16 protein-coding genes are annotated in these 19554 nt (G+C 64.4%); all 16 read right to left on the reverse strand.

What is annotated here, in order from left to right:
- Positions 1-118: 118 nt before the first annotated feature.
- Positions 119-2500 carry a primosomal protein N' gene (gene priA / locus VKT51_08035; protein HLJ84103.1) on the reverse strand — a complete coding sequence of 794 codons (2382 nt, stop codon included), beginning with the start codon at positions 2498-2500 and terminating at the stop codon, positions 119-121.
- Positions 2497-3567 carry a 3-dehydroquinate synthase family protein gene (locus VKT51_08040; protein ID HLJ84104.1) on the reverse strand — a complete coding sequence of 357 codons (1071 nt, stop codon included), beginning with the start codon at positions 3565-3567 and terminating at the stop codon, positions 2497-2499. The genes priA and VKT51_08040 overlap by 4 nt, the downstream gene beginning before the upstream one ends.
- 2 nt (positions 3568-3569) lie before the next feature.
- Positions 3570-4100 (reverse strand): shikimate kinase, encoded by a 531-nt coding sequence (locus VKT51_08045; protein HLJ84105.1) that lies wholly within the window; start codon positions 4098-4100, stop codon positions 3570-3572.
- A gap of 98 nt (positions 4101-4198) precedes the next feature.
- Positions 4199-4780, reverse strand: a complete 582-nt coding sequence (locus VKT51_08050) for a BsuPI-related putative proteinase inhibitor (protein ID HLJ84106.1) — start codon at positions 4778-4780, stop codon at positions 4199-4201.
- A 124-nt stretch (positions 4781-4904) separates the two neighbouring features.
- Positions 4905-5738, reverse strand: a complete 834-nt coding sequence (locus tag VKT51_08055) for a hypothetical protein (GenBank protein HLJ84107.1) — start codon at positions 5736-5738, stop codon at positions 4905-4907.
- The gene (locus VKT51_08060) at positions 5738-10027 is read right to left on the reverse strand and encodes a tetratricopeptide repeat protein (protein ID HLJ84108.1); all 4290 of its coding nucleotides are present in this window, start codon (positions 10025-10027) and stop codon (positions 5738-5740) included. The genes VKT51_08055 and VKT51_08060 overlap by 1 nt, the downstream gene beginning before the upstream one ends.
- Before the next feature lie 199 nt (positions 10028-10226).
- Positions 10227-11399 (reverse strand): chorismate synthase, encoded by a 1173-nt coding sequence (gene aroC / locus VKT51_08065; GenBank protein HLJ84109.1) that lies wholly within the window; start codon positions 11397-11399, stop codon positions 10227-10229.
- Positions 11400-11495: 96 nt separating this feature from the next.
- Entirely contained in the window at positions 11496-13529 is a 2034-nt protein-coding gene (locus tag VKT51_08070; GenBank protein HLJ84110.1) for a secretin N-terminal domain-containing protein, read from the reverse strand.
- Between the two features lie 5 nt (positions 13530-13534).
- Positions 13535-14044 (reverse strand): hypothetical protein, encoded by a 510-nt coding sequence (locus VKT51_08075; GenBank protein HLJ84111.1) that lies wholly within the window; start codon positions 14042-14044, stop codon positions 13535-13537.
- 5 nt (positions 14045-14049) lie between these two features.
- Complete coding sequence (pilO, locus tag VKT51_08080; GenBank protein ID HLJ84112.1) at positions 14050-14970, reverse strand: type 4a pilus biogenesis protein PilO; 921 nt, start codon at positions 14968-14970, stop codon at positions 14050-14052.
- Positions 14967-15542 (reverse strand): PilN domain-containing protein, encoded by a 576-nt coding sequence (locus VKT51_08085; protein HLJ84113.1) that lies wholly within the window; start codon positions 15540-15542, stop codon positions 14967-14969. The genes pilO and VKT51_08085 overlap by 4 nt, the downstream gene beginning before the upstream one ends.
- Positions 15543-15573: 31 nt before the next feature.
- Positions 15574-16698 carry a type IV pilus assembly protein PilM gene (pilM, locus tag VKT51_08090; GenBank protein ID HLJ84114.1) on the reverse strand — a complete coding sequence of 375 codons (1125 nt, stop codon included), beginning with the start codon at positions 16696-16698 and terminating at the stop codon, positions 15574-15576.
- Between the two features lie 235 nt (positions 16699-16933).
- On the reverse strand, positions 16934-17635 hold the full coding sequence (locus VKT51_08095) for a Crp/Fnr family transcriptional regulator (protein HLJ84115.1): 702 nt from the start codon (positions 17633-17635) through the stop codon (positions 16934-16936).
- A 185-nt stretch (positions 17636-17820) separates the two neighbouring features.
- Entirely contained in the window at positions 17821-18600 is a 780-nt protein-coding gene (locus VKT51_08100; protein ID HLJ84116.1) for a prepilin peptidase, read from the reverse strand.
- Between the two features lie 25 nt (positions 18601-18625).
- Positions 18626-19075 carry a prepilin-type N-terminal cleavage/methylation domain-containing protein gene (locus VKT51_08105; protein ID HLJ84117.1) on the reverse strand — a complete coding sequence of 150 codons (450 nt, stop codon included), beginning with the start codon at positions 19073-19075 and terminating at the stop codon, positions 18626-18628.
- A 70-nt stretch (positions 19076-19145) separates the two neighbouring features.
- Positions 19146-19554: prepilin-type N-terminal cleavage/methylation domain-containing protein (locus tag VKT51_08110; GenBank protein HLJ84118.1), on the reverse strand; the 409-nt coding region annotated here is incomplete at its 5' end.

The following is a 19554-nucleotide window of genomic DNA, read 5'->3' on the forward strand; positions in this document are numbered from 1 at the left end:
GTAGGGCGGACGTTTATCGTCCGCCGGTTCGGATGTAGGGCGGACGTTTATCGTCCGCCGGTTCGGATGTAGGGCGGACGTTTATCGTCCGCCGGCGGCGTAGAGGTCCGCCCCACGATTAGCGCGGATCCACGGTGACCGTCACGCGCACGTCGTCGCTCAGCCGCGCAGCCCGCGCCGCCTCGGCCGCATCCAGCAATGCATCCTCGTCCTGCGTCTTCAACGCGATGCGAAGCCGGTACTCGCCGCGCGCCTTTGGCATTGGATCCGGCGCCGGACCGAGTATAGCGACGTTCGGCGCGAACGTTTGCAGCAACGCGGCCATAGCGGCCGCCGCTCGCTCGACGGCGGGTTGAAGCGTTGCCGAGATGCCTATGTACGCGATCCGGCCAAAGGGCGGATACGACAATTCACGCCGCATCGCAAGCTCCGTCGCCGCGAAAGATTCGTAGTCGTGCGATGCCGCGTGCCGGATCGCGTAATGATCCGGCGCATATGTCTGCACGACCACCGCGCTTCCGGGCGCAGCCCGTCCGGCGCGACCGGCCACTTGGGTCAACAGCTGGAACGTCCGTTCGGCGGCGCGAAAATCCGGCCGATGCAGATCGACGTCAGCAGATACCACACCCACCAACGTCACGGTTGGGAAATCGAGACCCTTCGCGATCATCTGCGTTCCGATGAGGACGTCGCCTGAGCCCCCAAAATGTTCGAGCAGTCTGCCATGCGCGCCGCGCGTCGATGTCGTGTCAGCGTCCATGCGAACGATGCCGGCGGTGGGAAAGAACGAGCGCACTTCTTCTTCCACGCGCTGCGTGCCGAAGCCGAACGGACGAAGTTCGTGGGCATGGCACTTCGGGCACGTCTCCGGTATCTTGAACGCCGCGCCGCAGACGTGACAGCGCAGCGAACGATCGTCCGAATGCACGACGAGCGACACGGCGCAGCGTTTGCAGCGAGGGGCAAACCCGCACGCGCGACACAGGAGCAGACCCGCATACCCGCGCCTGTTGACGAACAACAGCGCCTTCTCACCTCGCCCGAGTGTCGCATGCATCGCTGCGATCATCGTGGGCCCGAGCGGCCGGCGCTTGCGTTCTTGTGTCTCAGCCGACATGTCGACGATCTGGACCGGCGGTAGCGGCGCGCGCGTCGCCCGTTCGCTCAGTCGCACGTAGTTGATCGAGCCGGCCATCGCCGCGGCGTACGACTCGAGGCTTGGCGTTGCGCTCCCGAGGATCAACAGGCCGTTCGCCTGCTCCATCCGGCGTCGCGCCACGGTCTGCGCGTCGTAACGGGGCGCGACGTCCTGCTTGTAGGACGGCTCGTGCTCTTCGTCGACGACGATAAGCCTCAGGTCGGGCAACGGCGCGAAGACGGCTGAACGAGGCCCGACGATGAGATCAAATGCGCCGGCGCTGGCCGCCTGCCAGATGCGGTCGCGCTCGCCTTGTGCGAGGCCGCTGTGCAGCACGCCGACTCTCGCGCCAAAGGCAGCGGCGATGCGGCCCGAAGTCTGCGGCGTGAGAGCGATCTCCGGCACGAGGACGATTGCGCGGCCGCCCCTCTTGCGCACTTTATCGATAAGCCGCGCATACACGTGCGTCTTACCAGAACCAGTAACGCCGTGCAGCAGTGCGACGCTGAATCCGCCGCGTGCGAGGGAGTCGAGGGACTCGATCGCCTCCGCTTGTGCGGGAGTGCTCTTTTCGGCTCGTGCTCCGCGCTCGGAGAGCGCGGCCAAGTCCGGCTCTGCGACCTCGAGCCGCAAAACGCCCGAACGTTCGGCTCGCCGGAGCGCGCTGCTGTCGGCGCCGGCACGCAATCGCAATTCGGACGCCGGCATGCTTCCGCCGGCTTCGGCAAGTACGCGCGCGATGCGCGCCTGTACGCTGCCGCGCGCACATCGCGCGTCGAGGAGCACCGATTTCCAGCGGTCGCGCGGCGTTCGCTGTTCGCGCTGTGCAGAAATAAGGGGTCGAATCGCGCCGGCCCGCGTCAAGCGGCCCACGTTCTTTCGTACCTCGGCGAGCGAGTATCGGCGTCCATTCCTTTTGAGTGCGCGAACTGCTCCGACCAACGTGAACGGTTTCTCCCCCACTGCGCGAGCAAGCTCGCCGTCCAGTCCGTCCAACACGGTCTGCGTCGAGCACACGACGTACTTCGTGCGCGCGGATGCTGCCGTGATCCGCGGCTGTACGGTCAGCAGCGACTCTCGCAGCGTACAAGCGTAGCGGCGGCGCAGCCAGATCGCGATGTCGATCGCGCTCTCGTCCAGTAACGGCGTCTCTTCGTCAACCGATCCGATCTGCTTCGGATCGCTCGGCGCACCCGGGCCAGACGGCCCCACAACCCAGCCGGAGATCTCACGGCGGCCGAGCGGCACCCGCACGTGCGCACCGCGCGCGACGCCGTCGGGCGGCGCCGCATACGTGAAGGTATCTGCGAAGCGCGCGTTCTGCACATCCAGCACGACCTCGACGGAACCGCGCAGGATCACGCCTCGAGCTCGTCGCGTCCGGGCGGGCGTGAACAACGGCACATGATGCGTCGAACCGCTGCGTCGCGAACGGTCACTCCGTGAATGACCTTGCCGATGGAAGTCGGTAAGACAAATCTGCTGCTTCCCGCGACGCGCTTCTTGTCCGATTTGAGCGCGGCGAACGCGGCGGCCGACGACGCGATCGGCGTATGAAGCGGCAGCCCCGCGTAGGCGAGCGCTTGCAGCATGCGCGCGTGGTCGTGCGGTTGCCACAATCCGCGCGAGATCGAGAGCAATCCGGCTGCCCGCAGGCCGATGGCGACAGCCGCGCCGTGGCTCATGCGAAACGCGCTCGCGCTCTCGAGCGCGTGACCGACCGTGTGACCGAGGTTCAGCTTGGCGCGCTCGCCGCGTTCTTTCGGATCCCGCGCCGCGATTCGCAGCTTCACGGCCGCGCCTCGCGCGATGAGCGCGCGCCAATCCGTCCCGTCGGACCGGATGTCGAACGTCGAGCACATCTCGAGCAGCCGCGCGTCTCCGATGACCGCTGCTTTGATGATCTCGGTCATTCCCGTTCGGCGATGGATGACAGGCAACGTTGCGAGTGCTCGCAGGTCTGCTATCGAGGCGCTGGGCTGCCAGAACGCGCCGACGAGATTCTTGCGGCGCGCGACATCTACGCCGGTCTTGCCGCCTATGGCGGCATCGGCCATACCGAGCACGGTCGTCGCGACGGCGATCCACGAGATGCCGCGCATGTACGTCGCCGCCGCGAACCCGACAGCATCGGTCACAGCCCCGCCGCCGACGGCCACGATAATGGACGATCGTTCCGCGGCGCAGGCCGCGAGATAATCGCACAAGCGGTTGACAAAACTCAAGCGCTTGATGCCCTCGCCTCCTCTGACGCCGAGGCTGCAGATGACTCGAAAACCAGCTCGCCTGAGACGCGCAGTCATCTCCGACGCTCGGCCCGCGACTCGCTTATCGAAGACCAGAGCGACTCCGTCAGCTTTTGCCGCGCGGACGGCTCGCACGACGTCGGCAGCAGCGTCGCCCGATATCACGTAGGGCGCGATGCGCATCGTCACGCTTTCCCTTTGCCAGCCGCGAGGCCGAGGCGCCTACGGAACCAGCGCGCGATGATATGAGCGATCGCCGCCGGAGCTTTGCCTTCGACGGCTACTCGCAGATCATGGTCGGCGTATGCAGCCGCCCGCTGTGCGAACACCGCCGAGATCGTCTGGAGATCGGGGACGGGTCCAAGAATCGGTCTATGATTCCTATGCGCGACGCGCGCAAGCGCGCCGGCCGGACTTATGGCGAGATAGACGATCACGCCGTCCTTGCGCATCAGGTTCCTGTTGGCGGGATTCAAGACCGCACCCCCGCCCGCCGCAAGGATCGTATTCGACGACCCCGCGAGTTCCGCGATCTTCGCGGATTCGAGTTCGCGAAACCGCTCCTCACCGAGTTCTTTGAATATCGCCGCGATCGGGCCGTGCTCGCGCTCGAGCTCTGCGTCGCAATCGATGAAGGGAAAACCGACGATCCGGGCCACTTTACGGCCCGCGGTGGACTTCCCCGCACCCATGAATCCGGTGAGCCATAACTGCATCGAGCGGGGATTTCGCCTCGCACGCCTCACCCGCCCGCGTCATGCGCGGGGCCATTGAACGGGCGACTGGCGTGGGCCCCTTCACATGTTGCGTACCGTCAATATGGCTTGGTCAGCGGCTGCGTCTCTTCGACGCCGTAAAAGCTCGCGACGAGCCGGTACTCTCCAGCCGGGACTTGCGTGCTGCCTGGATCGATCGTCCAATCCGCGACGTACACTTCTGTTTGTCCGGGATCAAGGCGTAGAGTTGTCGGAGTGCGCCGTATGTTATGGAAGTACGATGAACGCCAGACCTCAAGCGGGAGGACCAACAGACCGCCGAGATACGTGTGGACGCGCCGGGCCACAAATTCGCATTGCAGTTCGGATGGAAAATTCAGCTTCATCGGCAGCGCGGAGTCGTTGGTGACCGCAAATCGAAATTCCACCGCGCCGCTCGCCGGGAGGATGGGCATCGGACGTTGGGTCTCCGGATCGAGGAGTTCGAAGTCGTACGTCATCCCTTCCGGAAGCGTTGGGTCCGGCCGGTGCACCAATTGGGCCAGCCTTGGCGGGATCATCGGTTCGCCCGCCGCTTCGTGCGAGACGAAGCTCACGCCGAAAAGAATAAGGAACACGAGGATGATCACCGTGATCGTGATCTGACCCGGTGTGCTCGTCCTGGATCGGTACGGTTTCACGCGCTCGCCTCAACGCAAGCGGGCCGATGCGCGGACGCGCATCCGGCTGCAAGAGGTATCACATATGAATTGTCGGCTGTGTCCCGCGCCAGCTTTAGCTGATTCCCATCGAAGGGGACGTCGTTTACGGGTCGACAGGCATGAGAATGACGTGCAGCTCGCTTGCCAGACCCGGGTCCGTACGCTCCAAGCCGCGCCATGCATCTTCGTCGCGCGGATCGCCGTCCAGGATGCGCGTATATGCCCCGGCTAGTTTTTGGCGGACGTCCGCTCTTTCGGGGCACAGCTCTGCCAGTTCTCGCCACGCGTCTGCCTCTTGGCCCATTTTGCCCTCGCCGTGGCACAAGACCGCATAGCGCTCCAACGCAGTGGGTAAGCTGCTGCGGTCTCCCTCACGCGCCAGGTGCACGACGCGCGCCGCGTCGTCGATCGAAGCGGGCGAGAGCGACGCGATCCCTCGCGCGGCACCGCATGCTGCCTCAACATCGCGATCGTTCAAAAACGCGTCCAGCGCTCTCCCGTAGCGTTCCAATGCTTCTTCGCGCCGCCCGAGCGCCGCGTAATCGGCTGCCAAAGCGGCAAGCGCGGAACCGTCGTTGGGATTGTCTCGGATCCAGTCCTCGTATTCAGCAACGGCTTCCACGCGTTTTCCGTTTGCGGCGAGCGATGCCGCATAGCCGCAGCGAATCATGGCGTCCGCGGGATACTCCGCAGCGAGCGCTGCGAGCAGTTCGATGTCCTCCGGTCCGGCCGAAGCCGCCGAGATCGCGGCGAACCGGCGCGCCGCGTTGATGTGGCCGTCGCCGCGCGCGGCTTTTTTCGGGCGGCCGAATAGTCCGCGCTTCCCCCCGCCCGAAAGCGCGCGCGCCAATACCGTACGAGCATCGTTGCGCCGGCCGAGGCGCTCGAGCACTCCAGCTTCTTCAACCGCTTTTGCAAGCGGGTCAGAACTCTTCATCAGCTGCTCGATTCAGCGCTGCGCGTCGGCAACCGCTTCACTTTCGGTCCGTCCACAGCGCCGATCTTGCCCTTCACCGATCTGATCTTATCCGCGACGTCGCGATACGTGCAATCGCGCGCATAAAGTTCTTCGAAGGACGACAGCGAAAGTGCGAGCGATTCCGGATCGGTCTTGCTTTCGTAGAGATCGCCCAGATTGTAGAGCGCGTCGTTGTACTGCGATTCCGGAAAGCCGGGCGTCTCGATCGCCTTTTGGAAGCGCTTGGCGGCGGCGGTATCGAGGCCCTGACGGCGCAAGCACAGACCGATCGCGTTGAGGCAGCGGACGACGAATTCCGGCTCGCGCTGGATGGATTGCAAGATGACCAGCGCTTCTTCGACCCGCCCGAGTTCCCGATAGGCGATGCCCAACGTGTACTTCGCCGCCGGGGAGCCGCCGTCGGCGTCGCGTTCCAGCCGCGCGACGAACTGTTCGATGAGGTCGGCGTTCGCCTCGTCGAATCTGGCAAGCGCGACAAGCAGCTCGATCGCTTGGCCTATTTCCCCGCGCGCCGCCTTGACGACGGCGAGCCGGTAGCGCGTCGCCGTATGACCGGGTCGCAGCGTCGCAGCTGTCTCGAGCAAGGACTCCGCTTTTTCGAGGTCCGGGAACTGGTCCGTGAGGATGCACGCGAGCTGGTACGCCGCTCCGGCGTGATACGGATTTTCTTCGAGCGCGCGGCGGTAGGCGTCGGCAGCCTTCTCAAACTCATGCTTGCTCAGCAGCAGGTCGCCGCGACTCGCGTCGTCCACCGCTTTTGCCGCCTCGGCGGCCTTGCTCTTGGCCGTTGCGATCCGCTCGGCGAGCAGCGGGTCGTCTTTGGCGAGAGCTTCCGCCTCTTTGATCGACGTCAGCGCCTCCCGGCCTTGCGACCAACGGATCTGCGTGTCTGCGGCCTCAAGCAGCTGCTCGACGGCCCCGGACGCGTCGCCGACACCGGCGAGCAGCCCGGCCAGTTCTTTGCGGTACGGCACCGGATTCTCGACGCTCTCCGCCAAGCGGCGGCAGACGCGCTCGACGTCCGATGCCCGATGTTGCTCGCGGTAACATGCAAGCGCGAGATCAAGCGTGTGCGCGGCGTCGGCCGCGTGGCCGCTGCGCTCCTGGGCGCGCGCCGCCAGTTCCAGCACGCCGCCGTCTTGCGGGCAGACGGCGAGAAGGCGCGGTGTGAGTTCGTTCGCGCGCGCGTAGTCATCGCTGCCCAAGTACAGCGTCATCGCGGTGCGGTAGGCGACGCCGGCCGCGACAGTGTTGCCGAGTTTTTCGTGCAGCGCACCCAGTTCTTCACGGAATTGCGGATCGTCTGGGAAGCGCGCGACGAGATCGGCATAGGTATCCAGCGCCTTTGCCGGCTCTTTCTCGGATGCGAAATGCGCATCGTCGCGCTGCAGTGCGGCTGCGGTGCTCTGGTCCGCGAACGTCAGGAAGAGTTCGCCGAGCCGCGCATGCGCCACAGCGGCCTTCTTTTCGTCCGCTTCGGCAAGGGTGCGATAGGCATCGCGAGCGCGTTCGACGTCGCCGAGATCGCGTGAAAGGTCGCCGACCACCAACAGGAACGCTGCCGGCAGAGCCGCCACGTTTGCGCGCGCGCGCGCGACTCGCAGCGCTTCGATGGCGCGGCCTTCGTGGATGAGGCCGGCGAGTTCGGCCGCGATGTCGAACGGAATCTCACCTTCGGCCGCAAGCCCTTCGATCGTGCGAAGCGCATCGCCGCAGGCTTCCGGCGGCACCATCCCGACGACGGCTTCCGCGTATCCGCCTTGCTGTGCCGGTTCGCGGCGTACTTCGCTGTCGACGGCCGTGCGAAGCTCGGCGAGTTCGCGCTGGGCCTGCTCGATCTCAAGACGCAGCACGGCCAAGGAAGCTTCCGCCTCCGCTCGTGCCGCTTGCAATTCTAAGAGCGCCGCGCGCTGCGCGCCGACTTTGGCCGATAGCTCTTCGAGAAGCGCTGACTCCCCGGCGATAAGTTTGGTCTTGCCGTCCGCCTCTTTGAGCGCCGCTTCCAGGGCGATGAGTTTGAACCCGAGCGCCTCGGCGTCGGCTTCCCGCTTCGCGCGCAGCGCCTCGGCCTGCTCGGCCGCCGCCATCGCCTCGAGGCGTTTCTGCTCCGCCGCTGCCGCGATAGACTTCGACTTCGCATACGCTTCGTCGAGTTCACGCTTCTTGGCTTCGGTCGCGGCCAGTTCCGACCGTGCTGTTTGGAGATCTTCCTTGATCGCCGCTTCTTTGGCAGCTTTCTGGCGCGCGCTCTTGTCTTCCTCAGCGCGCAGTTCGAGCAATGCCTTATCAGCGGCATCACGCTGCGCTCGAAGGGTCTCGACTTCGTGCGTGAGTTTGTCTCGTTCGGTGACGAGCTTCTTGACCGACTGTTCGTGGCCGGCGCTCGTCTTCGCGACCTTGGCTTCGACAGCCGTCTTCTCAGCGACGGCCTTCTCGGCAGCCGCCTTTTTCTCGAGCAGCGCGTCGAGTTCGGCTTGGGCGCGCGCGTGCCGCGCTTCGAGCCCGGCGAGGGCGAGTTCTTCTGCGGCCTTTGCTTTCGCCGCAGCATCTTGCTGTGCGCTCAGGTCGGCGATCGTCGCTTCGACCTCCGCCTTGGCCTTGACGACTTGTCCGCTCTTCTCGTGCGCTTTTGCGATCGCCGCTTCGGCCGCAGCCTTTTGAGCGAGCAGCATCTCCATCTCCGCCTTGGCGGCGGCGCGCTTCGCATCGATCTCCGCCAGCGCGGCTTCCTGTTCCGCACGGGCTCGCGCCGCTTCGTCGCGGCGTGCCACGAGCGATTCCACTTCCGCTCTCGCTAGAGCGCGTTCTGCTTCAAAGGCTTGTGCAGCAGCTTCTTGCGCGGCTCTTGCCTGCGCTCGTTCCGCCTCAAAGGCTTGTGCAGCAGCCTCCTGGGCCGCTTTCGCCCGAGCGCGTTCCGCCTCAAAGGCTTGTGCAGCGGCCTCCTGTGCCGCCTTCGCCCGGGCGCGTTCCGCTTCAAATGCTTGCGCAGCCGCTTCTTGTGCGGCTTTCGCCGACGACGCCGCATCCGATTGCAAGCGCAGCGCCGCGACTTCCGCTTCCGCTTTTTCGCGCTCGGCGCGCAGCTCTTCGATCGCCGACTTCACCGACTCCAACTCGAGTTCGGTGGTGAGACGTTGTCCGGCCAGTTCGGCGAGCTCGGTCTTCAATTCCGCGCGTTCTTTGTCGGCGGACTGCACGAGGTCCGAGTCGCGGAGTTTGGCCTTGTCGACCTCGCTCTGCATGCGTCGCAGCTCTGCTTCGAGGTTTTCTCTCGCGGCCGCGAGGGAATCGATCTCTTCCTTAAGACTATCGCGTCGCTCGGCGGCTGCGGTATCCTCCGCCTGCGTCGCCGCGGGAGCGCTGTGAGCCGCGGCGGGGGTCACCGGCGCTTTCTCCGGTTCCGCGGTCGAAGCTGCGCGAGAGGGCTGGACCTGCCGCGGCAGCGGCGCCGCGGTTTTTGCGGGCTTTGGTGCAACGGGAGGCGCCGCCGCGTCCTCAGCCGCTCCGGTTTCGACATCGTCGCTATCGTGCTCGTCGAGATCGTCGAGCATGAAGCGCGCTTTTTGATTCCCGCTGTCCAGGGCGAGCACCATGTTCAGCATCTGACGCGCGGTGCCGACCTGCCCGTGCTCGCGCGCGATGTCCGCCGCTTGCACGTAGTAACCGAGCGCTTCAGGCACCATGCCCTTCGTCTGGTGCAGCTGGCCCATGTGCACGAGAGCCTGGACGTGACCCTTTTCCTTGTCGAGCACTTTCTTGAAGGCGAGGATCGCTTGGTCGTGCTGACCGTTGGCTTGATAGATGCAGCCCGCTTCGAACAACGCCGGCAAGTGCTTCAAGTTCGAGCGGCGCAGAACGTCGATGAATTTCGCCAACGCGTCTTGGGTGCGCCCTTCGACGACGTCCGCTTGCCCGAGCTGGAACAATACGTCGACGCTCGTCGGCTCGAGTTCGTACGCAGCGGCGAAGGCCTGCCGAGCGCGCGTCATGTCGGCGTCGTCGTAGAGGAAGCCGCTGCCGGCGGCCAAGTACGCGGCGACGGCGGCTTCTTTCGCGCCGACGGCCGCGTAGAGTCCGGCTGCCTCGAGTTTCGATTCCGACGAGCAATCGGTGATCGCCGACAGTTCGCCTAAGACGGCGATCGCGCCGGGGCTATCCTTCGACTCGACTTTCGCTTTGGCGCGCGCGAGCACGTCCGCAGCCGGATCTGCAGCCTTCTTGGAACTATCCCCGCTCGACTTAGCCACCGCTCACAGATTCTCTACTCGACATACCTTAGCAATGCGCACAGTGTCAATCGCCTAGCCAACCGGATCTCTTCCGGCAGGCAGGGCGTTTCAACACTCCTTTTGATTGTATCGGCGTGGCTTTCGCTACCCGGGCCGCGGCTGCGTCAAGGCACCATGCGACAGACTGTTTGTGACGCAGCGCACACCGCCCCGGGCCCTAATCGTTGCCGGCGGGCGGGTGCAGCACCGAGAAGAGCGCTCTCGCACCGCGTTCGGATGCTGCGAAGTGCGCTGTGAGTTCCTCAACCGAATCACTGCCGTACTTCTCAGAGACCGCTTCAGCAAGGGCGATGCAGAGCATCGCCTCGCCGATCACCGATGCCGCAGGTACCGCGCAGACGTCGCTGCGCACGATCGTGGCCGGCGCGCGCGCCCCGGTCACGAGGTCGACAGAAGCCAAGGGACGCATCAACGTGGCGATCGGCTTCACTCGCACGTATGCCACGACATCCTGTCCGTTTGACATGCCGCCCTCGATCCCACCAGCGCGGTTGGACCCGCGCGCCGGACCATCCTGACCGGGTTCGAACGTATCGTGCGCCGTGCTTCCCGTGAACGCCCCGCCAAAACTCCCACTGCCTATTTCCACGGCTTTCACCGTCTGAATGCTCATGAGCGCTCCCGCGATCCGCGCATCGAGGCGGTCGGCGGGTTGACGGTTGCCGCCGATTCCCACGGGCATTCCCGCTGCTCGAACTTCGAAGGCTCCCCCCAGCGTGTCGCCGTCTTCCTTCGCCTTGTCTATCGCCTCGACCATGGCCGCACTGGCCGCGTCGTCGTCGCAGCGCACCGGGGAGTCCTCGACGTCAGGGCCAGGTGCCCGGTCGAACTGGCGCGATGCGACGTCGCCGATCCGAACGACTCGGCCCGAGACGCGTATGCCGACGAGCGCGAGGTATTGCCGGCATAACGCTCCGACGGCGACGCGCATGGCCGTTTCGCGCGCACTCGCGCGCTCCAAGACGTTTCGCAGATCGCGATGACGGTATTTCAGAGCGCCCGCGAAATCCGCATGACCAGGCCGCGGCCGGGTGATCGGCGGCCCCGCGCCCGTCATCGGGTCCATGATGTTGCGGACATTCTCGAAGTCGCGGTTGCGCACGTAGAGCGCAACCGGCGAGCCCAAGGTCTCGCCCCCGCGCACGCCGCTCAAGAACTCGACCTCATCCGACTCGATTTGCATCCGGCGCCCGCGTCCGTGGCCGCCCTGACGCCGTTTCAACTCGGCTTGGATCGCCGGTACATCGAGTCGCATCCCGGCCGGCAGTCCGTCGACGATGCCGACCAGCGCAGGGCCGTGCGATTCACCCGCGGTCAGATACCGGATCATGCAAGTCGCCTAACGCCATCGGCTCGAGTGTGAAGATGCCCGCGGGCGACAAGCGCCTGCGGGCATCGTAGTTCACCGAAGGAGAAGCGTTTCTTGCTACTTCTCCGCGACGATGTGCGGGGTGATGAGGAAGACAACCTCGTTGTGCAGCTTGCTCGTCTGGATGTTCCGGAAGAGCGCGCCGAAGATCGGAATGTCGCCCAGCACCGGGATCTTCGCGAGCGACTTCGTCGTCTCGTCATCGAGCATTCCGCCGAGGACGATCGTGTCGCCGTCTTTCACGCGAAGCGTCGAGTCGGCTTCGCGCTGGTCCAGGATCGGGAACGTCTGCACGAGTCCCGTGATCGTGCTGCGCTCGGCATGCAGCTGCGTCGTGATGTAGCCGTCGGAGTTGATCACCGGAGTGATGTTGATCTTCACGCCGATGTCGACGTAGTTCACTTGGAAGTTGCCCGCCTTCGGATCGAAGTACACGATCGGGTATTGCGTGCCGACCAGCAAGCTTGCCGGTTGGTTATCAAGAGCCGAGATGCGCGGATTGGCAAGCAGCTGCGCCTCGTTGCGCGTGATCAGGTAGTTCAGCTTGCCCTGCAGGAATATAGCGTTACGGGTGAAGGGCTGCGGGTTGATCGGGTTGCCGCTATAGACCTGCTGGCCGAAGATCGAGCCCGGCGGGCAGCCGATGCAGTTCTCGAACAGGTCGAACGGCGACGTGCCCGTCCACTGGATGCCCGAATTGTTCGTGTCGTTGTTCGAGGTGATGTCGACGACTTTGACTTCGAATACGACCTGCGGCGCCGGGATGTCGGCGAGCGCGAGGTAGTTCCGAGCGGATTGGATGATGTCCGGCGTGCCGCTCACGAGCAGCGTGTCCGTACGCGCGTCGATCGAGAAGCTGCTCGCCGGAATCACGGTGGCGAGCTGCTTGGCGAGGTCGGCCGGCGTTGCATACTTGATCGGGAACGCGACCTGCTGCGACGCGACTTGACCTGCCTGTCCGAATTCGGCGGCGAGGTCGGCCGGCGTTCCGACGACATACACGTTGCCGACTTGCCGGTAGTCCAGACCGCTCGAACGCACGATGAGATCGAGCGCCGTCTTGAGCGGCACATCGGACAGGTCCACTGTGACCGTGCCGTGCACGTTCTGCGTGGCGACGATGTTCTGACCGCTCTCGTTGGCGAGCAGTTTAAGGACGTCGAGGATATCAGCGTTCTTCACCGAGATGCTGATCGTGCGCGCGCTGCCGTACTGCGTGGGCATCGAAGGCGCCGACTCGTTCGACGCGGCGGCTGCCCGCGCGGGCACCGCTGCCGAAGCGTGCATGCGACCGGGTACCTTGCAGTAGAACTTTCCGCCCGGCAGCCACGGATTTTGCGTCGCGGCCGGATGCGGCGCGGGCGCAGCCGCTGCTACCACTCGCGGCGCTGCGACGCGCGCAGGCGCGGGTTTCGCGACGGTCGGCTTCTGCGCGGCGGGTTTCGTCACGGCAGGCTTTTGCGGCGCGGGCTTCTGCACGACCGGCTTCACCGCGGCCGCTTTTTGCGCCGCAGGTTTTGCCGGGGCAGCAACGCTCGCCACCACTTTGGCGGGCATAGCTTTCGGCGTGGTCGGCTTGGCCGCGGCAGGCTTCGCAGCCGCCGGTTGCGTCTGCGGTTGTGCCTGTGCCTGCGACGCGGGAACGTTGTACGCGACTTGATCGGTGCGAAGCGCAAGCGTCACGGTCTTCGCGCCACCGGCGCCCTGAAGATCGTAGCGGGCGTCGCCGCGGGATTCCACGACGATGCGCATCACGGCCGGCGAAGTCGAGAACTGGCCGACGCGGACCTGGCGGATCGAGCCCCCGGAGAATCCGACGACTTTGGTCTGACCGCCGTACGACGCCGGCGAGAGATCCACGACGAGATCCTCAAGTCCGGCTTTCGTGTCTACCGAGAATCGCTGGACATGCGCGGTCACGCTCTTCGCCGCCGAGACGACGACGGTGAACGAACCGGCCTGCTTTCCATAAGCGACGTCGGTAACCGGGTTTGGTCCTGCGCTCACGGCCGGCGTTGCCGCGATTCCCGCGCTCAAGCCGAACACGCTTGCGAGTAACCCCGCGACCGCCGACCGAAGATGCCGATGCATTGTCCTTAACCCCCTAGCGAGAAGTGACGCTCTTCTTTGTCTGTTGCGAGCGTTACCGAGTCGGAATCGATGGCGACAACGCGAAACTTATTCGCGACGTAGTCACCGGCGTGAACGATGTACGACGATCCATCCGCTGTGATGATAGCGGTGTAGCCGCCATCGCGCACGATGCCCGTCACTTGGATGCCGTCCCAGATCGAGGTTTTCGGAGCACCCTCAAAACCGGGCAGCGTTGGGATGTGCGGGAACGTGCTCACCGCGACTGCCTTTGCCGGTGCGGATCCGCCAGGCGCGTACAGCGCGACGAATGGATCCGAACGGCCCGTTCCCGGCAACGGCTTTGCATAGAGAACCGGCACCGGTGTGGATTGCGCCGGCGGCGGCGTCTGCGTGAGCTCGGCCTGCGAGACCGCGGGCGTCACCGGACCTTGGTCGGGCGGCGGACCGCTCGAACAAGCCGCGGCGATCGCGCCGAGAACCAAAACCGACATCCCGCGAGCGAACGAATTCACGGCGCTTATCCTCCGTTGCCCGGCGCCGGCGCGGCGTTCGTCTGCGGTGTCACCGGCTGGCCGGCGGTCAGGCGATACGCTTTGATCGGCAGTACGATGTGCAGACTGGGTGTTTCGCCTACGACGGCCTGCAGCGACGGCGTCAGGGTCACGTCGCCCACCTCGATGAGCTTGGGAAATTTGTTCAGGTCGCGCAAGAACGTCTGGAGGTCCGCGTAGGTGCCCGACAACTCCATGTTCACGGGCACCACCTGGAACGACTGATTCACATACACGATCGCGTTCTGACGCGCGCTCGGGGTTGCCGACGGACCGGGCTTCGCACCGGCGGCAAGTGTGGTCGAAGCCACTCCCGTGCCCGTCGCGGCGCCAACCGTGGTGGGCGCCGGCGTGCCGTTTTGCGGCTGACCCTGCGGGCCCGCCTCGCCCGTCTGCGCGGCAGTGGCGTTGATCTGCTGACTCTCGCCGTTCGACGCGCCGGCAACGCGGGCCGCGGCCCCGATCGCCGGAATGGCGTTACCGACCGCTTGCGGACCGCCCGCATTAGCGGCCGGCGCGGCCGTGGCCCCGCCGGTGGGCGTCGGCAGCGGTTGCGGCACGACCGCCGTGACGATCAGGCCGTCGTGGGTCGCGAGCGCTTCGATCTGTTTCAAATATGATGGGATGTAGGCGCGCGTGTCCGCTGTCAGCTCGACGCCGCTCAAGCGCGATTGGATCTGGTGCTCGAGGGCCAAATATTCCGGCTTCTGGTCCGCCACGCGTTTTAGATCGTCGTAGTTCTGCGTGAGTTGCGTCAGATGCGCGCGGTCGGCCGTCAGCTCGTTGTTCTTCGGCTGGTAGGTCGAGAAGTACGCGATGAACGCGATGACGACGATGATCGCGGCGAGGATGATGTTCCGATTGAACGGCGTTAGTTGGAAGTTCATTGTCCGATCACCGCCGGCGAGAGCTGACCGGTCATCGTGAACGTCACGTTGCCGCCCGCGCTCAGATTTCTGCCCAACTCAGTCGAGCTGTTCGAAAGTGTCGCGTCGCCGAACATGTCCGACGCGTCGAGATTCAGCATGAGGTCCGCGATCTCGCGGTACGTGGTGGTCTTGCCCGTGAGCGCGACCGAACCGCCATCGCCTTCGTGCGTCACGCCGACGTTCGTGTACCAAACGCCGCCGGGCGTCACTTGCCCAAGCGCCTTGAGCACCTCAGCGAGCTGTATCGGGCTCTGCTTGATGCGCTCGAGCAATTCTGCCTTGGCTTGCAGCTGCGTGACTTCGTCGCGCAGGTCGTCGACTTCTTTGACCTGCGCCTGCTCGACCGCGACCCTTTGCGTCTCGGCGTCGATCTTTGTGTTGATATCCGCGATCTGGTTGTTCATCCACCACGAGAATCCGATGATCGCAAGGATCTCGGCGACGATGATGATCAGCCCGACCGCCATGCCGCGATCGAAAACGACGATCGGCTTGCGTTGTGCGCTCGGAAGCAGGTTGATGTTGATCATGCTCGTGCCCTCGAGTCCGTCTTGTCTGTGCTCATGCCGACACCGCCACGCGGCCCGCTTCGGGCACGAGGTCGCGGCGCCCGAGCCCGGCTGCGACGATGAGAGACGGCCCGATCTCCTTGAGATAGTCGGCCGGGAAATCGGCGGGATTGTATGCGCTTATCTCGAGCGGGTTGGCCACGGAGACGGGAAGTCCGAGCTCGTGGCTCAGATACGCATCGAGGTTGGTCAACCGAGCGGTTCCACCGCCCAGCAACACCGCTTCGATCGTCTCGCCGCGGAAGCGCGTCCTGAAATAGTCGAGTGACTTGTGGATCTCGGTGACGAGCTCGGTGAGCGGCGGGGTGATCACGTTGAAGATTCTCGTGACCGTCGGCGCGACCGGCTGGTCGTCGCGTTGAGAAAGTATCGCCGCCTTCTCGCGCTTCATCTTTTCGGCCTCATCCACGGAGACGTTCAGGCCGGTCGCGATCGCCTTCGTCATGCCGTTGCCGCCGATCGGCACGTTTCGCGTGAACGGCACGAAGCCGCCCTTCGTGACGTTTATGCTCGTGGATGCGGCGCCGATGTTGATGATCGCGATGTTCTGTTCGTACTGCGGGCTCTCGGGAGTCAGCATCGCGCGCACCATCGAGAACGGCTCGACTTCTATGACCGCCGGTGTCAGGCCGGCGAACTGCAGCGCGCTGACTTGCGACATGACGAGATCTTTTTGCGCGGCGACGATCAAGACGTCCATGCTCTGGCCGTCTTCCGCCGTGCCGAGGATCTTTGCGTCGATCTGCGCTTCGTCGACCGAGTACGGCAGAAAACGTTCGGCTTCGTATTTCGTGGACTCGCGCAGCTCGCGTTCGTTCATGTGAGGCATGCTCACTTGACGCACGACGACTGACGGGCCGGCGACAGCGCTCACCGTGCGGCGCGCGCTGATCGCGCCCTCGGCGATGAGCTGCCGGAGCGCCTCACCCACGAGCGGCGGATCGACGACCACGCCGTCTTTCAGCGCGTTGGCCGGGGTGGCGATCTTATACACGTGCTCGAGTTGCGGGCCGCGCGGCGTCATCGTGAACTGAACCGCCTTCAGTTCGTACGAACCGAAATCGATGCCGACAAACGATTGCGAACCTCGCGAGAAAAATCTATTCAGAAACGCCATTGGTCGGCCTGTTCTCTTTCGTGAGCTCCGAGGGCAAAACAAAAAGCCGAGCGGGGGTCACTCTTCATGCTATGTATCGGCAACGGCGGGACGGACCTTAGAACGCACATTCGGTCGCATATGAGGGTACCGTGATCGGGTTCCACCGGCGGGGACGCCTGTAGAAGGGCGAGCATCGCTCGCCCCACCTCTCGCGCATTTCGTAGCGCTAGAGCCGGATCGGCTGTGTCGGGGGTCAGTTGAGTATCGCCTGGAGGCGATCGTGATCGGAGATCACGATGTTCGCCGTGCGCATGTCGATGAGTTTCTCATCCCAGAAGCGGTTGAGCATGCGGTTCACGGTCTCGCGCGTCGTGCCGATCATGTTGGCCATTTCTTGGTTCGTCAGTCGCAGCGTCAGCCGGACGCCGGCATCGGATGCCTCACCAAAATTTTTCTCGAGGTTGATGAGCAGCGATGCAAGGCGTGTGCGGATGTCCTGATACGCTGCGGCCTGTATCGCCTGATTGGTGGCGCGTAAGCGCGATGAGAGCGCTAGCACGAGGCTCAGGCTCATATGCGGGCTCTTGACGAGCAGGTCGAGGAACTCTTTGCGAGCGAGGATCGCGACTTCGACGTCGCGCAGCGCTTTGATGGTGGCCGAACGCGGCGACGCATCGAGCACGCCCATCTCGCCGAAGAAGTCGCCTTCTTTGAGGATCGAGAGAATCGTCTCTTTGCCGTCATTGCTGACGCGCGTGACGGCGACATTGCCGGCGATCACGATGAACAGCGCGTCGCCTGGATCGCCCTCATAGACGAGGACGGCGTGTTTGGCGTAACGCCTCGTCTGAGCAAGCGAAGCCACTGCGCCGAGATCCGCATCGCTGAATTCTGCGAACAGCGGAACCTTTTTCAAGAGCACGGCGTCGATATGACGTTCGGGAATGTGTTGCACGGCCTCTGTCAGTCCTTTTGGGGCGAGCGAACAGCGCGAGCAACGTCAAGATCGCTCACACTACCATGTATCGGCAGTCGGCGTCGCGTTGTAAAGACCAGCCCCCAATCGGCCTGATCGCGATGTAGGGCGGACCTTTACGGTCCGCCGGCGGGCCATGAAGGCCCGCCCTACATCAAACCTGCTTATGTCCCGAAGGGAAGGCGGGCTAGATGAAAGGGCCACGCGATGACGTCCGGCACGTACAGCGCGGCGAGCGCCGCGATCACGAGGAACGGCCCGAATGGCACTGCATCGCGTCTGCGCCGCCCGCCGACGACGAGGGCGGGCACGAGCAGTATGCTGCCCACGACGAATGCCGCGAGCGACGCGGCCACGCCGAGCTGCATGCCGAGATACAGTCCGATGACGGCGGCGAGCTTCACGTCGCCCAAGCCCATGCCCGCGCCGCGCGTGGCGAGATAGAGCACACCGAAGATCGCGGCGCAAACCGCGCACCCTAACAGCGCCTCGCCGATGCGCGGTCCGTGCGTCGCAGCAGATGCGATCGCGCTCGCAATGCCTACAACCGCGGCCGGCACGAGCACGACATCGAGGATCAAGAGATGATCGAGGTCGATGAACACGACTGCCACGAGCGTCGCCGCGAGCACGGCGACCGCCGCGCCTTCCCACGTCACGCCGTATACGATAGCGGTCAGCGCGAAGAGCGCTGCGGTCATCGCCTCAACCGTCGGATATCGCGCGGAGATCGGCGCCGAACAGTGCGCGCAGCGTCCGCGCAAAGCCAGCCAGGATAAGAGCGGGATGTTCTCCCAGGCACGCAGCGCATGGCCGCACGACGGACAGTGCGACGCCGGGAACGCGACGGATTCGCCGCGCGGCGCTCGATAGATGACGACGTTGAGAAACGACCCGAAGAAAAGTCCGTATATCGCCGCGATGATCGCGGGCAGCGCACTCACGCAGCTTCGATTGCGCGGGTCGCCACTAGTAGCCGGTCAGGCCGCGGTTTTGGTACCATTCGATGCCGGTGCAGGTCGTGCACTTGACGCCGCCCGACGTCGTCAGGTTCCCCATCGTCGTCGAGTCGTGTCCGCCGGCGTCCTGGATCTCATACGATCCGTACGCACCGCTCGTGGCCGTGATGGTGTAGCCGAGGCTGTTCGCGGGATCCGTCGGCATGTATTTGAGATACGTGGTCGGCAGCGACGAGGTGTACTGGCCGGTGTTGTCCACCGCATATTCTTCCATTGCGGTGGAAAGCGATTTCAAGTTATCCTCGCAGGCTGACGTGATCGACTCCGCACGGGCATGCGCAAAATTGGGGATGAGGATCGCCGCTAAAATCGCGATGATCGCGATGACGATCATCAGCTCGATGAGGGTGAATCCGCGCGGTCGCCCGCCTCTCAGGTGTGCTTTGTTCTGTTTGGTCATGGTTATCTAATCCAATGCCCTTGGTCGGCCTCGACTATTCCGCGCGTCGCGAACTGCGACGCGCGTCACGTTAATTGCCGTTCAGACCTTGGTTCTGGTAGTACTGCACCGTGGTACAGGTGGTGCACTTCACGCCGGCTTTGTTCAGGTTGCCCATCGTGGTCCGATCGTGTCCGCCTGTGTCTTGGACTTCGTATGAGCCGTAGGTGGAGTTACCACCGGCCGGCGCAGTGATGACGTAAGCGGCGTTATTGACCGGATCTTTCGGCGTCACTGCGAGATACAGCGAAGGCAGCGTGGTCGTGTACGTGCCGTTGTTGTCAACAGCATACTCTTCCATCGCCGTTGCGATCTGCTTCTCGTTGCCTTCGCACGCCGCGGTCTGCGATTCGGCGCGCGCATGGATGAAGTTCGGGATCAGGATGGCTGCCAAGATCGCGATGATCGCGATGACGATCATCAACTCGATCAGGGTGAAG

This window comes from Candidatus Eremiobacteraceae bacterium, from assembly GCA_035295225.1.
Lineage (GTDB): Bacteria > Vulcanimicrobiota > Vulcanimicrobiia > Eremiobacterales > Eremiobacteraceae > JABCYQ01.

What these genes read in the sequence shown, in the direction of transcription:
- pilO (HLJ84112.1), bottom strand. Translation starts at nt 14,970, where the DNA reads ATGAACTTCCAACTAACGCCGTTCAATCGGAACATCATCCTCGCCGCG.
- pilM (HLJ84114.1), bottom strand. Translation starts at nt 16,698, where the DNA reads ATGGCGTTTCTGAATAGATTTTTCTCGCGAGGTTCGCAATCGTTTGTC.
- VKT51_08105 (HLJ84117.1), bottom strand. Translation starts at nt 19,075, where the DNA reads ATGACCAAACAGAACAAAGCACACCTGAGAGGCGGGCGACCGCGCGGA.
- aroC (HLJ84109.1), bottom strand. Translation starts at nt 11,399, where the DNA reads ATGATCCGGTATCTGACCGCGGGTGAATCGCACGGCCCTGCGCTGGTC.
- VKT51_08045 (HLJ84105.1), bottom strand. Translation starts at nt 4,100, where the DNA reads ATGCAGTTATGGCTCACCGGATTCATGGGTGCGGGGAAGTCCACCGCG.
- VKT51_08085 (HLJ84113.1), bottom strand. Translation starts at nt 15,542, where the DNA reads ATGATCAACATCAACCTGCTTCCGAGCGCACAACGCAAGCCGATCGTC.
- VKT51_08070 (HLJ84110.1), bottom strand. Translation starts at nt 13,529, where the DNA reads ATGCATCGGCATCTTCGGTCGGCGGTCGCGGGGTTACTCGCAAGCGTG.
- VKT51_08055 (HLJ84107.1), bottom strand. Translation starts at nt 5,738, where the DNA reads ATGAAGAGTTCTGACCCGCTTGCAAAAGCGGTTGAAGAAGCTGGAGTG.
- VKT51_08040 (HLJ84104.1), bottom strand. Translation starts at nt 3,567, where the DNA reads ATGCGCATCGCGCCCTACGTGATATCGGGCGACGCTGCTGCCGACGTC.